The organism is Phyllobacterium sp. YR620 (genome assembly GCF_900104165.1).
GTDB classification, from domain to species: domain Bacteria; phylum Pseudomonadota; class Alphaproteobacteria; order Rhizobiales; family Rhizobiaceae; genus Phyllobacterium; species Phyllobacterium pellucidum.
Map to the genome: position 1 here is coordinate 669,157 of NZ_FNJP01000001.1, position 14,809 is coordinate 683,965.

Consider the following 14,809-nt stretch of genomic DNA (forward strand, 5'->3'; position numbering starts at 1 on the left):
CGCTGCACAGATCATAAGGACATTCATCGATCGAGTTAGTCCCATCGTTTGTCTCCTGCAGTTAACCGATTTAGCATAGCGCAAATTTGCCACAGAAAAAGCCCAAATATTACGGTCTCATGACGCCGGGGTGAGAAAATTTTTGCCTTATAAACCTAAGTTTCTGAAATGAAACACATTTGACAGGGCAAAAAATTTCGAGATCACGATAAAATGTACCGAAATGAGGCATATATTTGCACTGCAGCATTTTTGCCACTAACGGGCGCCGAGGCCCGTTTCAGCCACAATTGCGCCATAATTGGCCCGTTCGCGGATATGTCGCTTTATTGAAAACTTTAGGTTTTTTACCGTTTTCGCATTGCGGTTATCAGGCGGCCGTCGATAGTCAACAGGCCGAGCGCGATGAGCCCCATCCCGAGAAAATCATGCGCGGCCAGCCGTTCGCCAAGAAAAATTGTTCCAAGCAGGATGGCGCTGACGGGGACGATCAGCGTCACGAGCGAAGCGTTGGTCGCGCCTGCCGTCTGCACGATGGAAAAATAAAGGATATAGGCATAGGCAGTGGACAGGAGACCAAGGCCGAGGATCGCGGCCCAAACTCCGCCATCGATCGTAGCGACCTGCGGGACGCCGTCCCAGAACAGGACAATAGGTATCATGATCAATGTCGCCGCGGTCATCTGGCCGGTCGAGGTGACGGTTGGCGGAACGCCTTTGAAGCGCTTGGCGAGAATGCCCGCAAAGGCGTAGGACAGCGTTGCCGCGATCACCAGCATTTCCGCCCATAGCGGTCCGCCCAACCCGGTCAGCGCCCCTGGACCAATGAGAGTAACGATGCCGGCAATGCCGAGCAGGATGCCGGCGATCTTGTTGACGGTGACCTTTTCATCGACGGTCAGAAATGCGGCAACAACGACAGTCCAGATCGGAGTCGTTGCGTTGAGGATTGCCTCCACTCCAGCGCCAAGGGCCGTCTGGCCGATGAACAACAATGAAAACGGTATGACGTTCATCAGCAGGCCGAGCCCGGCAAATTTGAACGCGTGTTGCCGGTAGCTCCAGAAATTGATGCAGCGTGCAAGCAATAGAGATGAAGAGCAAGGGCGGCTATGGCGACGCGAAAGAGCACAAGGGTAAGCGGCGGGACGACCTGAACTGCGATGCGGGCGAAGAAAAACGAGGCGCCCCAGATAGCGCCGAGAAGAAACAATTGCGCCCAGGCGAAGCCTGTCATGGCAAGGGGTCTTGGTGCGATGGTTTGGGATGACAAGGTTTCAATTCCTCCAGAAGCCTGCCCGGCGTTCCACATTCACGGCAAAACAGGATCAAGGCCACCCGATTCCTGCCGGACAAGAAGCGACTTTCGTCCGTCACGTTCGCTTGCTAAGAGTTTCGTATGACGCAGAACGACAAGATGCAACGATTCGCCTCGGCCCGTGAAGCAGCGCTTACCTTACGGCCCGATCAACCCGTCTACTGCTTTCGTCCCCATGTCCTCATCAAGGATGCGGACCGGTTCATGAAAATGTTTCCGGGCGAGACAGCCTATGCGGTCAAGACAAATGGCGAAGATCTCGTTCTCGATACGCTGGCGCGCAATGGCGTCAGCACATTCGATGTGGCTTCCCCCGGGGAATTCGAGGCCGTTCGCAAGGTCGCCCCGAATGCGCAGATGCTCTACATGCATCCGATCAAGGCGCAATCTGACATTCGCCTTGCTCTCGAAACCTATGGCATCCGCGTCCTTGCCGTCGATCATGAGGACGAGATCGCCAAGATCACGCGCATCGTCCGCGCGCTCGATATCGATCCGGCCAGTATTACGCTTTATGTTCGTCTGCAAACCAAGGGCCATGCCGCCTATGAACTCTCGAAGAAGTTCGGCGCGGCGCCGGCACATGCCATCGAACTCCTGCAGCGCTCGGACAAAATCGGCTACAAGGTCGGCTTGTGTTTTCACGTCGGCAGCCAGATCGAGGATCCCGATACCTATGAGAATGCGTTGCGCTCCGCTGACTGGGTGCGCAATCGCGCCGGCGTACCACTCGCGGGGCTGGATATTGGCGGCGGGTTTCCGGCCGAATATGGCCACGATCCGAAGCGCAAACATGTGGAAATGCCCTCGCTCGGGCAACTGATGTCGCGCCTGCGCGGCGACATCAAGGAATACGGCTTCGGCGATCTGCCGCTTGTGGCCGAACCCGGCCGCGTCATTGTCGCTCGCGCCTTCTCGCTCATCGTGCGGGTTCTCCTGCGCAAGGGCAGGCGCCTCTATATCAATGATGGTATCTGGGCATCGCTGTCGGATTCATGGACGGGCAAGATCACGCTGCCGGCGCGCTTCATCCCCGATCCTGCCAAGAAGCTGCGGCACGGGGATGTGGAGGAGATCGTACCGTTCCGCGTCTGCGGTGCTACGTGCGATTCCGTCGATATCCTGTCGCGGCCATTCTGGTTGCCGGCAACCGTCGAAACGGGCGACTGGATCGAGATCGGCCATATCGGCGCCTATTCCCTATCGCTTCGCACGCGCTTCAACGGATTTTATCCGGACACGTTTGTCGAAGTCGATACGGCTTTCGATGAAGGCAGCGAGCCGGAAGGCTTCGCATCCCTCGAAACGATGGCTCCGCCGCAATAGCGCTTCGTTTTAGAGCTTGCCGAGCAATTCCGGCGTAGGCCATGAATCGGCGGGCATGCCGAGGCGGATCTGCTCATCTCTCACCGCATCGCGAGTCAGGATGCCAAAGACGCCGTCGATCTTCGGCCCCATGTCGTGGCCGCGCGCCGCAAGCTTGTTCTGCAGTTCCTTCATCTGGTCGGGGTTGAGCCCGACTTCAGGTGTCGTCGCCTGCAGCGGTCCGGCTCCGGCCAGGCGCGTGGCGAAATAGGCCGCCGTGGTCGCGTAGATGATGGATTTGTTCCATTCGACGAACACGTCGAAATTGGAATAGGAAAGGAATGCTGGTCCCTTGCGGCCCATCGGCAGCAGAAGGGAAGCATCGCCATCATCCGGCCCGAGAGGGCCGTTCATGCCTGTCACGCCCCACTCCGACCATTTGGAATGCGGCAGCCGGTTGGTGCGGATGGCGTTTTCCCAGGGCAGATCCTTGGTAAGCTTGACCTCTTCGAGCCAGGGTTCACCGTGCTTCCAGCCGAGATCGCGCAGGACGCGGGCCGCGGTCATGATCGCGTCCGGCGCACTGTGCTTCAGATCGATCTTGCCGTCGTCGTCGCCATCGACGCCGCGTTCCAGATAGTCGGTGGGGAGCATTTGCATCTGCCCGATTTCGCCGGCCCAGGCGCCGGTTGTCTTGGCATCGACGACGCCGTTGTCGAAGAGCTTCAACAGCGCAATCAGTTGCGGCCGGAAGAGCTCCGGCCTGCGGCAATCGAACGAGAGCGTAAGCAGTGCATTCAGTGTGTCGAAATCGCCCTGGACTGCCCCGAAATCCGTCTCGAGACCCCAGAATGCGGCGATGACCGGACCGGGCACGCCGTATTCCTGCTCGGCCTCGGCGAAAGTCGAGGCATATTTCTTGAGGTTGGCTGCGCCCTGCTTCAACCGGTAATCGGAGACCATGCGCGAGGAGAAAGTCAGGAATGTCTGGCTGAAGACACCCTGTGCGCGATCGCGCTCCAGGACCTTGTCATCGAGCGAAGCCTTCAACAGCTCGTTCAGCCCACGTTCCCCGACGCCGGCACTGCGGGCTTCGGCAATAAGGCCGTTGAACCAGGGTTCGAGTTCGCCGCCGCAAGCAGGCTTTTCAGCCGGTGTCTGCGCAGGCGCTACCTGATCCAGCGCATAGGACGCGCTCGATGTCAGAAGAAGGCCGGCAGCGGCAAGGGCAGTCGAAAGTCTTTTCATCAGGGAAATCTCGTTCTAACGGGCACGCCCAAGCGCGCAGATGCCCTGCTAATGCACGAATATGCAGTTGAGGTGAAGTCAAAGAATCGCGAAACAGGGTGGGGGTCTTGCCCTTTATTGCACCTTGTTGCGCACCAGCCACTCTTTCCAGGATTTTTCGCTTCCGGCAAAGACGTTGATGTCCGCATCGCCGCGCATTCCGGGGATGGAGCCGGTGCCGGTATACTGCCAGAAGGTCCAGGGGTGTGACCCGTATTTCTCGTCGGGATGCCCGGCTACCGAGCGCAACCAGAAAGGATAGCCCACGAATTGGCGCAGGTCATTGTCGTCAAAGAAATCGACCGTCGTATAAATGATCGGACGCTTGCCGTAGTAGCGTTCGACGATATCCATGAACGTCTTCATCTCGCTGCGCACGATCGCGGCATTGGGCCGGAGCTTGCAGGTTGGCGAGGCCGCGTTCCACTCCATGTCGAGGACCGGCGGCAAGGCGCTTGGGTCCTTTGGGACGTGCTGGATATACCACTTGGCCTGATCCTTGGCCGTGCGGCAGAAATAATAGAAGTGATAGGCGCCGCGCGGAACGCCGGCCGCGCGCGTCGCGGCCCAATTCTGGGCGAAGCGATCATCCACCCGGTCGCCGCCTTCCGTTGCCTTGATGAAGGCGAACGAAATGCCATTGGCCCGGACGGTCTGCCAATCAACCGTAGATTGATATTTCGATATGTCCGTCCCGTGGATCGGATAGTGCCAGGGCGTCTTCCCGGTCCAGTCGTGCGGATCGCGGTCGCCGAAGCGCGGCGCCTTTACATTGCCGGTCGGCGCGGCGATCTGCTGGACCGGCCTTGTCTGCTTGGCATCGGAAAAATCATAGTCGACGGTCGTGCAGCCGGTCAGAAGAACAGTCAGCAAACCTGCTGCAAGTCGTTTCATATATTTACGGTCCATCATCGAATCGTGGCGGGATCAGTGCTCATGCACTAGAGATGCGCGATTATGCTTAACAGATGATGAGCATAAGCGCCCCTCGTCGATGCTGTTCCCATTGCATATTTTTGCATGCTGCATCGAATCTTAAGCCGTGTTACTCGTTGCAAACAGCGTTTGGTGCGAGGGGCGGGACGATGAGAAAACTTGGTTTGCTGGTTTTTCTTGTCGCGCTGGTTGCGCTGGCCAATGCCTTTTTCGCATCGTGGGTTACCATCAACAGGGATGATCTGGCGATAGCCGTCAGCCAGTCCGGCAGTTGCGTTCGTCCGGCAATACCGAGCTTCTGGCGCAACTATAGAGGGTACCCCGATTACGATAACGAGCTGATTTCCGACTATTTCGGCATCTATGCCGCTTACGCTTCCAACGTCTACGCGCCATCGAACCGAGACCGTTTCAATCTCAAAGCAGAAATATTCGGCTGGGCTCCGCAGGGCGGGCCGATTATCCGGCCGGGTGGGTTCTACGCTGAGCTTTTCTACAAGCGCAGCCCGGTGCGGCTTTCGGTAATGCTCGTCATCAGAGGCAAGGACAGCGCGTTCAACCTGCCGGATCTGATCAGCGAGAACACCTTGTTTACCCAGATGATCAATCCGTGGGATCAATACCGGACTGTGCGCAAGGAGTTTTCGCGTATCCGCCGTGAGGCGCAAAGCGGATCGGCGGGCCTGCCGGTCGAATATATCGTTGTCGGGCATGGGCTGGGCGGCGGACTTGCGCGCCACCTTGCGGCAGCGTTTCCATGTACTGCGGCGATTACCTTCGATTCCACCTTCGTTTCCAACAATCGGCGCCTGGCCGAGCCCTATGACGGCCAGGTCGTAGATCTCTTCGCCGACAATGATTTGCGCTCGCGGCTCGCAGTTCTGCCAAACCCGCGCGCCTTCTTTCGCATTTCGCGGGTCCACCAGTGGTACCGCGTGCGCAATGCCGGAGATTTCTCCGGTCCCGCCGGCATGCAGAGGGCGGCCGTTGCGATGGCACGCATCCCGGTCATGTGCCTGCTGCGCGATGATTGCGAGTTGAAGCGACCGACAAGCGGCGATAGCGGCGAAGAGAACCCGCAAAGCGGGCGTTCGGCCGCGGAAATGTCGATGCTCTTTTGCCTCGCGGGCCCGGGTTCGGCCGGCCCCAAAGCCGACCTTTGCCAGTAGGTCAGGCGTGACGGCGGATTACTGAAATCCAGGCAAAGCCGCGATATAGCCTATGGATTTCGGCCTGCGCATTGGCGGCCAGGGCAATCTCGCCTGCAACATCGAACAGGTCGTTGCGAGGCGTCACGTGGTACCATTCGAGCCATTTATAAAGCCCGCGCCGCGCGAAGGCAGGCAGATCGCGCAGATCGCCGAAATCGACAACATGCAGCGCACCACCCGGCGTGAGATGGTTGATTGCTTCGCGCATCACCGCCTGCCATTGCGGGATCATCGATACGGCATAGGAGATGAAAATCCGGTCGAACGCGCGCCGCCCAAGGATCGCTTCAGGCTCGAACTTTGCCGCGTCGGCGTAGGCGAGCGTGGCGCGATCACCAATTCCTGCAGCAGCTATCTTCTTGCGTGCTGTTGCCAGCATTTCATTCGAAATATCAATGCCGTAGAGCGAAGTCTTTGGATAAGCCCGCCCGGCAAGCACGAGGTTGCGGCCCGTACCGCAGCCGATCTCTAGGATGCTGCCACTCGTTGGCGGGGTGAGCCCGGCAAGCACCGGGTCGCGGCCAAGCAGGTAGTATTTGCGGGTAGCGTCATAGAAGTGACGCTGATGCCGGTACACCCGGTCCATCAGCGGGCCGTGTTCAATCTTGGCAAACATCAGGCGCGGTCCTTGCGAAGGTAGAGGTGAAAGCCGCCATAGATCGACGAGCGATCGCGCTCGTGCAGCGCGCGGGAAAGTTCTTCCTGATAGTCCCAGCTATCAAGCAACGTATCGTCGATGCGTCCGGGCAGGATGGTAGGCTCGGCCGCCGTGCGGAAGATGACGCGTGCGCCCGGCGCGGCAGTGCGGGTGATCTCCGCCCATAGTTCATTGAGCTGGGTGTCGTTCATCCAGTCCTGCGCATCCAGAAGAATGAAGCGATCGACCGAGGCGTCGGGTTTTGCCGCGAGGAATTCGGTGAAGGAGGCATTGACGACGTTCATCCGGCTGGCGCGGTCGCGCACGGTGGCAAAATTGCTGCGAGAAAGGTAGGGCGGCAACGGGCCGGTCTCGGCATTGTCGCTGTAGCCGCGGCCAAAGGCCTGCCAGGCAAAATAGTTTTCCGAGAGCGGAAAGCCGCAAGCGAGCTTTTCCAGCCTGCCGCGTAGCACCTGCGCCATATTGCCATCGCCGGCGGTGGCGAGCGCATCATATTGCTGCGGAGGAATGCCTAGTCCGAACAGCGACGACTTCCGCTTCGTCGCCCAGCGGATCATGCGCTTGTCGAAGAGCGGGGCGAGGGCCGTATCGAAATAGGCGCGCTGCTCCTCCATGGTGGATGCCTTGAGCAGATCGCGCGGGTCGATGCCGTACAGCCTGGCAATTCGATGCCCCATGCCGATGAAGAGCCCGAGCAGCCCGTGCCGATAGAGGTCGCGTGAGAAGATGGTGATCCGACGCCGGCCGGAAAGCATGCGCTTTTCCCAATAGGCGCGGCTCGTCGCGTCGAGATGCGGCTGGATGAAACGCTCATAGGCAGCAAGGTTGGCCCTGTCGTCAGCCGTCCCATAGAAGCGGTAAAAGGCGTCGTAATTGGGCAGGCGGGCAACTGCTGCGAGCTTAAGCCGGTTGAAGGCGACATGAGCGGTGTTGAGGTCGACGGCTTCGACGCTGGCCGGATCGGCCGTCAGATAGGACATGGCGTTGCAGCCGCCAGAGGCAATGGTGACAATCCGGTGGCCAGGCAGAATCTGCAGTGCCTCCATGTCCACTTCCGGGTCTTCCCAGATTTGCGGATAGACCAGCCCCTTGAAGACATGGGCGAAGAGGCGTTCCGAAAGGCCGGCTTTCGAAAGGAGCCTGTTTTGCCGGACCGCCTTGTTGAGCTTCTCGTTGCGCGGGGACAGTTCGTTGGATTGTCTAGCAAGCGGCATCTAATCGAATCCCCTTTATTGGAAATTCCTGCCCGCCTAGCATCCCGATGTAACAAATGGGTGACGCACGCCCTTATAGCGACTTGCCAAGTTGATTCAACTTAAGCGGGCAACTAATTGAGCTTGCACGGCCAGGAAGTGTGACAGCCGTGCAAAGGCAATTTAACAAGTGCCGTCATTTCCGTGTTTTATCAACGTTTCGTTGACGCCGCTGCGCCAAGCCAGTTTCAGCGCAAATCCAGGCGCCCATGACGCCTAACAGGGCACGTAGACATCAGGATCGCGCTTGTCGGTGCGTGCCGACTGGCCTAAAGAAATTATATGCAAATTCACCGATTCGTGGCTGCCCGGTCGGCCCGCATTGTATCCGGAAGTGACGTAGAATGAGCCAGCGTTTGGTTGCCACGATTACTCCGCCCGGTCGCAGGCTGATCGGCCAGATTACTCCTCCTGGCTCGAAGTCGATCACAAACAGGGCTCTGCTGCTGGCGGCAATGGCGCCTGGCAATAGCCTTATCCGCGGCGCGCTGAAGAGCGACGACACACGCTATATGTCCGCGGCTATGCGCGACATGGGCGTGATGGTCAGCGAGCCTGACGAAACCAGTTTTGCATTGACCAGCAGCGGCCGCCTTTCTTCACCTGCGGTTCCGCTATTTCTAGGGAATGCCGGCACCGCTACCCGCTTTATCACGGCAGCGGCGGCGGTCGTGGACGGAACGGTCATCGTCGATGGCGACGATTATATGCGCCTCCCACCGATCGAACCGCTCGTTGTAGCGCTGCGCGCTGCGGGCATCGACATCTTCAGCCAAGCTGGCTATCCGCCAGTGACCGTGCGCGGCACTGGCCGCCTGAAAACCAGCCGGATCGAAATCGATGGCGCGCTATCGAGCCAATATGTCTCAGCTGTGCTGATGATCGCGCCGTTTGGCGAGGGGCCGATCGACATCATACTATCTGGCCCCGCTATCGGGGCGCGCGGCTATGTCGATCTGACACTTGCGGCAATGGAGAAGTTCGGCGCAATGGTGGAGCAGACATCAGATGCAAGTTGGCGCGTCCAGCCGACCGGCTATATCGCCACCGATTTCATAGTCGAACCTGATGCGTCTGCAGCTACTTATCTGTGGGCGGCGGAAGCGATCACGAATGGTTCAATTGACCTAGGCATGCCGGTGGAGGCATTCACCCAACCCGATGCCAGAGCAATGGCCACCATCCGACAGTTTCCGCGGTTGCCGGCTGTCATCAACGGCGCGCAGATGCAAGACGCGATACCTACGATCGCGGTCTTGGCGGCGTTCAACGAAACACCGGTGCGATTCAGCGGGCTATCCAATCTGCGCGTCAAGGAATGCGACCGCGTGTCGGCGCTAGCTGCGGGGCTCAACGCAATTCGCCCAGGCCTCGGCATTGAGGAGGGAGACGATCTGCTTGTCGCCTCGGACCCGGGTTTGCAGTCAAGCTTTTCCGAGGTCGACATCGATACCCATTCTGACCACCGCATCGCGATGAGCTTCGCGCTGGCCGGCCTCAAACTGCCAGGCATCAACATCCTTGATTCCGGCTGCGTGGCGAAAACCTATCCAGGTTACTGGAACGGCCTGCGTTCGCTAGGGGTCGCGGTCAAGGAAACGTCCCCTTCATAGTATCTTGGCGAGTATCGTTCAGGAGACCGGATTCTCGGGTATCTGGGCATCTGGACCGCCGGTGTCGAGCGCGCTTGGCTTTCGCGATGCCAGCGCGGCGTCGTCGACGTGTACCTTGAGTGAAAGCTTTTTGCAAAGGTGAACTCATTTCATCGGCGAGCGTCAGCCTCTGGCGGACATGCGCGAAATTCGTCGGCCGCATCAGTCCGCCAAGGACTCGCAGCGCCTTCGACCGTTATTTTGTTCGCGCCAAATGCCTCGATGATGAGGGGCGGGCAAGTAATTGAGCTTGCACGGCGTGGAAGTGTGACGACCGTACAAAGGCAATTTAACAGGTGTCGTTCGTTTCGTGTTTTATCGACGTTTCGTTGCCGCTGCTGCGCCACAGTTTCAGCGTAAATCCAGGCGCAGGTGCTCGTCGTCATAGGACTTGCCGTCGTAGCGCAATGCATCCTTCTCAAAACCAAAAACTGTAAATCCGAGACCAAGATATATATTGCGCGCGGAGAGGTTGGTTGCCATCACCGTCGCATGAAGAACGTCTACATGCTGCCTCGCATGTTCGATCACGGCCGCAGTCAATCGTCTGCCTAAGTCATGACCTCGCCAGGCGGGATGGACGAAGACACCCCATAGCAGACCTACGTGGCGCTTCTTGGCTTTGGGACTGACGGCAAAGCCGGCTAGGCCTATGAGCAAGTCACCGGCGAAGGCGCCAAACACCGCATTGGGCTGCGCCTCCAGCATCGAGCGTATTTCGGCGATGTCGCGGCCGCACTCTTCCTCATAGCTCGAACCGAATGCTTCGGGTGCAGTCTGCAGGCAATGCAGCCGCAGGGCCTGGAAACGCTCCGCATCGTCGCTGCTCAAGCGCCTGACCGCAATCTGCATCGGTTCAACCATCAGTCTTTCCATAACCGCCGGGGGTGGGTGTGGTGAGTATCACGGCTTCACCGACGTCGAGGACGGTCTGGTCGCAAGCTTTGAGCGTTTCGGTTGTTCTATTGTTGCGACGCACTTGCGTCTTGCCTGTCTCGCCATCGCCCCCGCCGTCGAGGCCTTCGGGAGGGCGGCTGCGATGCGACGACAGGATGGCGCAATCCATCCGTTCGAGGAAACGGATCGTCCGCTGCGTGCCGTTGCCGCCCGGGAACGTCCCGGTGCCGCCGGAACCATCGCGGATATGAAAATCCTCGAGCAGGACCGGGAAGCGCATTTCGAGGATTTCGGGATCCGTGAGGCGTGAATTGGTCATGTGCGTGTGGACGGCGGCGGTTCCGGCAAAGCCGGTGCCGTCGTTGAAATGGCCGGCGGGCGATCCCGAGCAGATCGTCTCGTAATATTGATAGCGCTCGTTGCCGAACGTCAGATTGTTCATCGTCCCTTGCGAATTCGCCATCGCGCCCAAGGCGCCAAACAGGGCGTTGGTGACATGCTGCGATGTTTCAACATTGCCGGCAACGACGGCCGCCGGGTAGGTGGGCTTCAGCATCGACCCATCTGGGATGATGATGTCGATAGGACGCAGACAGCCGGCATTCATCGGTATCGCGCCTTCGACCATGACACGGAATACGTAGAGCACTGCAGCGCGCGCCACAGGCTCCGGCGCATTGAAGTTGTTTTTCATGACCGGCGACGTGCCGGTAAAATCCACCGTTGCCCGGCGCTCGTTGCGATCGACGGTAATCTTCACCGCAATCGTCTGGCCGGTGTCGGTCTTGTAGCTGTATTCGGATTGCTCGGGCAGCCGGTCGAGCACGGCCCGCACGCTCTCCGCCGCATTGTCCTGGACATGGCCCATATAGGCTTCGACCACGCCGAGCCCGAACTGGCCGATCATCTTCTTAAGCTCAGCAACGCCCTTTTCGTTAGCGGCGATCTGCGCCTTCAGGTCGGCGATGTTCTGATGGACATTGCGCACAGGGAAAGGGTGATCGGTGAGAAGCGCAGTCAATTCCCGTTCACGAAAGCGGCCACGCTCGACGAGACGGAAATTGTCGATGAGAACGCCTTCTTCATCGACGGTCGTCGCGAGCGGGGTCATCGATCCCGGCGCGGAACCGCCAATATCGGCATGGTGGCCGCGTGAGGCGGCGTAGAAGAGAATGTTTTTTCCCGCATCATCGAAGACCGGTGTCACCACAGTAATATCCGGGAGGTGCGTGCCGCCATTATACGGAGCATTGAGGGCAAAGACATCGCCCGGATGAATATCGCCGGCGTTGAGCTTGATGATCGTCTCGACCGAGCGGTCCATGGAGCCGAGGTGAACGGGCATGTGCGGTGCGTTGGCGACGAGCGCGCCGCTGCCGTCGAACACGGCGCAGGAAAAATCGAGACGTTCCTTGATGTTGACCGAATAGGCGGTGTTCTGCAGCGTCACGCCCATCTGTTCGGCGATCGACATGAAGAGATTATTGAAAACCTCGAGCATGATCGGATCGGCTTCGGTGCCGAGCGCGGCCGTGCGAAGCTTCTTTTCGGCGCGGCGCATGAGGACATGGTTCAAGTCGGTGATCTGCGCACGCCAGCCTGGCTCGACGACGATGGTCTGATGCGGCTCGATTATCAGGGCCGGGCCCTTGATCTCATGCCCAGTCGCGAGGCTTTCGCGCCGGAACGCCGGAGCGTCGTGAAACGCACCGCCGGAGAAAATCCGGCACGTGTTTTCGTGCTGCGGTTCTGCCGCAACCGGAGCCTGCTTCTTTTCGACTTGCGTCCGCTCGCGGGAGTCCATGCCCTCGACGCCGACGGCTTCAACCACGATGCCCTTGTTGTCGTATATGAAGCCGAACTGGGCCTTGTGAGCAGCTTCGAAGGCAGCGCGCGCTCCATCAATCGCAAAGGCGCTGAAATCGATGGGGATCGTCGTATCGGTTCCGTCATAGCGCAGATGCACCATGGGACGCGCCGCAATTGCCTCGGCCGGAACACTCTGGCCTGCAAGTTCGGTCGTCACGGCAGCCGACAGGCGCGCAACGAGTTCGCGGATTTCCTCAAGGTTTTCGGAAGAAAGCGGTTTGACGAGCGCCTGTTGGCGTGACGCGAATATCGAGGAAAGGCCGATACCATAGGCTGAGAGCAGGCCGGAGAAGGGATGGATAAGCACCGCTTCCATGCCGAGCGCGTCGGCAACAAGGCAGGCATGTTGCCCGCCCGCGCCGCCGAAGCAATTCAGGAGATAGCCGGTGACGTCGTAGCCGCGCTGCACCGATATTTTCTTGATCGCATTCGCCATATTCTCGACTGCGATCGTCACGAAACCTTCGGCAACCTCTTCCGGCGTCTTGCCGTCGCCGATTTCTGCCGCAAGCTGCGCAAACTTTCTCCCAACGATCTCAGCATCGAGCCGCTTGTCTTGATTAGGACCGAAGATCGCCGGAAAATATTCGGGCCGCAACTTGCCGAGCATGACATTGGCGTCCGTAACCGCAAGCGGCCCACCGCGCCGGTAGCAGGCGGGGCCTGGATTGGCACCGGCCGAATCGGGACCGGCCTGGAAGCGCCCCGCGCTGTAATGAAGTATGGAACCGCCGCCTGCGGCGACCGTATGAATGCGCATCATCGGCGCACGGATGCGCACGCCGGCGACTTCCGTATCGAAGGCGCGCTCATAATCCCCATCGTAGTGGGCGACATCGGTGCTGGTCCCGCCCATGTCGAAGCCGATCACCCGGTCGAACCCCGCAAGCCGTGCCGTCTCGACCATGCCGACGACGCCGCCCGCGGGACCGGACAAAATGGCGTCCTTGCCCTGGAAAAGATCGGCCGCCGTCAGCCCGCCTGATGACATCATGAAGGAGAGGTGCGGCCCCTGTTCCGCCCCGTCGCCCGCGCCAAGCTCACCGGCAACCCGATCGACGTAGCGGCGCAGGATTGGAGAAAGATAGGCGTCGACGACGGTGGTGTCGCCGCGCCCGACGAGCTTGGCGAGCGGCGAAACTTCATGGCTGACCGACACCTGTCCGAACCCGAGGTCCCGCGCCACCCTGGCTGCAAGCTGTTCGTGTGCCGGATAGTTCCAGGCATGCATGAAAACGATGGCGACGGCATCGATCCCTTCCGCCTTGGCCTCGCTCAACAAGTCGCGTATCTGCGCGGCATCCGGCGCAACTTCCACTGTGCCGTCCGTTCGCACCCGCTCATCGATTTCGACCACGCGCTCGTAGAGCTGTTCGGGAAGAATGATCTCCTTCGCAAAGATGTCGGGCCGCGCCTGATAGGCAATCCTCAGGGCATCGCGGAAACCGCGTGTTATGACGAGCAAGGTCCGGTCGCCCCTGCGCTCAAGCAGCGCATTGGTTGCGACAGTCGTCCCCATCTTCACCTCGCCGATACGTTCGGACGGAATGTGATCGCCTGGCTCGACGCCGAGGAGTTCGCGAATGCCCTGGATGGCTGCGTCCTTATAGGCTTCGGGATTCTCCGAGAGGAGCTTATGGGCATGAAGCTGCCCAGACGGATCGCACGCAATCACGTCGGTGAACGTGCCACCGCGATCGATCCAGAAATCCCATCTGTCCTTCACGGGCAGCCTCCGTCTACAGGTGATTCGGCGGCGCGGAAAAAACCTCGCACATGCCCCAAGTGAGAATAAGCCAAATGGCAACAAGCGCAATCATGGAAGATTCTACGTTAAGATTCGCGCGAAACCGTTGATATCCACGGGAAAATTAACTGAATGCGCAAACAAACCGCCGCCAGCCACCAATTCGTTTTAAGGTAAGGCGAGGGGCCAGTTTTAGCGATGGAGAGGAAACGATGAAGAACAGACTTTTTGTAGCGATGGCGACAGCCTCACTTCTCGTGCTTGCCGGTTGCGGCGAGAGCGAACAGAAATCGGAACAGGCTCCGGCGAAAACCGAAGCGCCAGCTCCGGCTCCCGCCCCGGCACCAGCGCCTGCGCCTGCTGCCCCCGCAGCAACGGAGACGCCTGCGGCTCCCGCTGCACCAGCTGCGACACCAGCAACGCCGATGAATGCTCAAGACACGTTGAACAAGCTGAAAGAGCAGGCAGCGACGATGACGCCTGAGCAGAAGCAGTCAGCGGTCGCGACGGCGCGCAAGGCTGCCGAAGACGCTGCCAAATCGGCTGGTCAGACCGACGACCAGGCCAAGGTTGCTGCCGACGAGGCGGAGAAGGCGATCAAGGACGCCCTCGGCATGCAATAGCGCTTGCCTTTAGGCCGGGCGCTCCGCCGTCCGGCCGACGGTGGTGCGCGCCA

General features: G+C 59.5%; 10 protein-coding genes and 1 pseudogene. 4 read left to right on the forward strand and 7 right to left on the reverse strand.

Features of this window, described 5'->3' with window-relative positions:
- Window positions 1–347: 347 nt before the first annotated feature.
- Window positions 348–1,237: pseudogene (locus BLR72_RS03110) on the reverse strand (DMT family transporter).
- A 180-nt stretch (window positions 1,238–1,417) separates the two neighbouring features.
- Here BLR72_RS03110 and BLR72_RS03115 point away from each other — a divergent pair.
- Window positions 1,418–2,644 carry an alanine racemase gene (locus tag BLR72_RS03115; protein WP_091946531.1) on the forward strand — a complete coding sequence of 409 codons (1,227 nt, stop codon included), beginning with the start codon at window positions 1,418–1,420 and terminating at the stop codon, window positions 2,642–2,644.
- A gap of 9 nt (window positions 2,645–2,653) precedes the next feature.
- Here BLR72_RS03115 and BLR72_RS03120 read toward each other — a convergent pair whose 3' ends face one another.
- Window positions 2,654–3,871 (reverse strand): lytic murein transglycosylase, encoded by a 1,218-nt coding sequence (locus BLR72_RS03120; protein WP_091944975.1) that lies wholly within the window; start codon window positions 3,869–3,871, stop codon window positions 2,654–2,656.
- Window positions 3,872–3,985: 114 nt separating this feature from the next.
- Window positions 3,986–4,804 (reverse strand): glycoside hydrolase family 25 protein, encoded by an 819-nt coding sequence (locus tag BLR72_RS03125; protein WP_027231922.1) that lies wholly within the window; start codon window positions 4,802–4,804, stop codon window positions 3,986–3,988.
- A 191-nt stretch (window positions 4,805–4,995) separates the two neighbouring features.
- On the opposite strand from BLR72_RS03125, the gene BLR72_RS03130 reads away from it, so the two are divergent.
- Window positions 4,996–6,015 carry a hypothetical protein gene (locus tag BLR72_RS03130; protein WP_139202488.1) on the forward strand — a complete coding sequence of 340 codons (1,020 nt, stop codon included), beginning with the start codon at window positions 4,996–4,998 and terminating at the stop codon, window positions 6,013–6,015.
- Window position 6,016: 1 nt separating this feature from the next.
- On the opposite strand, the gene BLR72_RS03135 is transcribed toward BLR72_RS03130, so the two are convergent.
- Together BLR72_RS03135 and BLR72_RS03140 are read right to left on the reverse strand one after the other, a co-directional pair.
- The gene (locus tag BLR72_RS03135; protein WP_091944980.1) at window positions 6,017–6,673 is read right to left on the reverse strand and encodes a class I SAM-dependent methyltransferase; all 657 of its coding nucleotides are present in this window, start codon (window positions 6,671–6,673) and stop codon (window positions 6,017–6,019) included.
- A complete protein-coding gene (locus BLR72_RS03140; RefSeq protein WP_091944983.1) occupies window positions 6,673–7,929 on the reverse strand; it encodes a BtaA family protein in 1,257 nt (418 codons plus the stop codon). The genes BLR72_RS03135 and BLR72_RS03140 overlap by 1 nt, the downstream gene beginning before the upstream one ends.
- 383 nt (window positions 7,930–8,312) lie before the next feature.
- On the opposite strand from BLR72_RS03140, the gene aroA reads away from it, so the two are divergent.
- Entirely contained in the window at window positions 8,313–9,581 is a 1,269-nt protein-coding gene (gene aroA, locus BLR72_RS03145; RefSeq protein ID WP_091944987.1) for a 3-phosphoshikimate 1-carboxyvinyltransferase, read from the forward strand.
- A gap of 390 nt (window positions 9,582–9,971) precedes the next feature.
- Here aroA and BLR72_RS03150 read toward each other — a convergent pair whose 3' ends face one another.
- A complete protein-coding gene (locus BLR72_RS03150) occupies window positions 9,972–10,484 on the reverse strand; it encodes a GNAT family N-acetyltransferase (protein WP_175492262.1) in 513 nt (170 codons plus the stop codon).
- Window positions 10,477–14,112, reverse strand: a complete 3,636-nt coding sequence (locus tag BLR72_RS03155; RefSeq protein WP_091944993.1) for a hydantoinase B/oxoprolinase family protein — start codon at window positions 14,110–14,112, stop codon at window positions 10,477–10,479. Before BLR72_RS03155 ends, BLR72_RS03150 begins: the two co-directional genes overlap by 8 nt.
- 233 nt (window positions 14,113–14,345) lie before the next feature.
- Here BLR72_RS03155 and BLR72_RS03160 point away from each other — a divergent pair, with 233 nt between their 5' ends.
- Window positions 14,346–14,756, forward strand: coding sequence for a hypothetical protein (locus BLR72_RS03160; RefSeq protein ID WP_139202489.1), 411 nt, complete (start codon window positions 14,346–14,348; stop codon window positions 14,754–14,756).
- The last annotated feature ends 53 nt before the right edge of the window (window positions 14,757–14,809 follow it).

Bases quoted from the DNA above. Each gene is read 5' to 3' on its own strand.
- BLR72_RS03120 (WP_091944975.1), bottom strand. From the start codon at position 3,871: ATGAAAAGACTTTCGACTGCCCTTGCCGCTGCCGGCCTTCTTCTGACA.
- BLR72_RS03140 (WP_091944983.1), bottom strand. From the start codon at position 7,929: ATGCCGCTTGCTAGACAATCCAACGAACTGTCCCCGCGCAACGAGAAG.
- BLR72_RS03130 (WP_139202488.1), top strand. From the start codon at position 4,996: ATGAGAAAACTTGGTTTGCTGGTTTTTCTTGTCGCGCTGGTTGCGCTG.
- aroA (WP_091944987.1), top strand. From the start codon at position 8,313: ATGAGCCAGCGTTTGGTTGCCACGATTACTCCGCCCGGTCGCAGGCTG.
- BLR72_RS03115 (WP_091946531.1), top strand. From the start codon at position 1,418: ATGCAACGATTCGCCTCGGCCCGTGAAGCAGCGCTTACCTTACGGCCC.
- BLR72_RS03150 (WP_175492262.1), bottom strand. From the start codon at position 10,484: ATGGTTGAACCGATGCAGATTGCGGTCAGGCGCTTGAGCAGCGACGAT.
- BLR72_RS03125 (WP_027231922.1), bottom strand. From the start codon at position 4,804: ATGAAACGACTTGCAGCAGGTTTGCTGACTGTTCTTCTGACCGGCTGC.
- BLR72_RS03135 (WP_091944980.1), bottom strand. From the start codon at position 6,673: ATGTTTGCCAAGATTGAACACGGCCCGCTGATGGACCGGGTGTACCGG.
- BLR72_RS03160 (WP_139202489.1), top strand. From the start codon at position 14,346: ATGAAGAACAGACTTTTTGTAGCGATGGCGACAGCCTCACTTCTCGTG.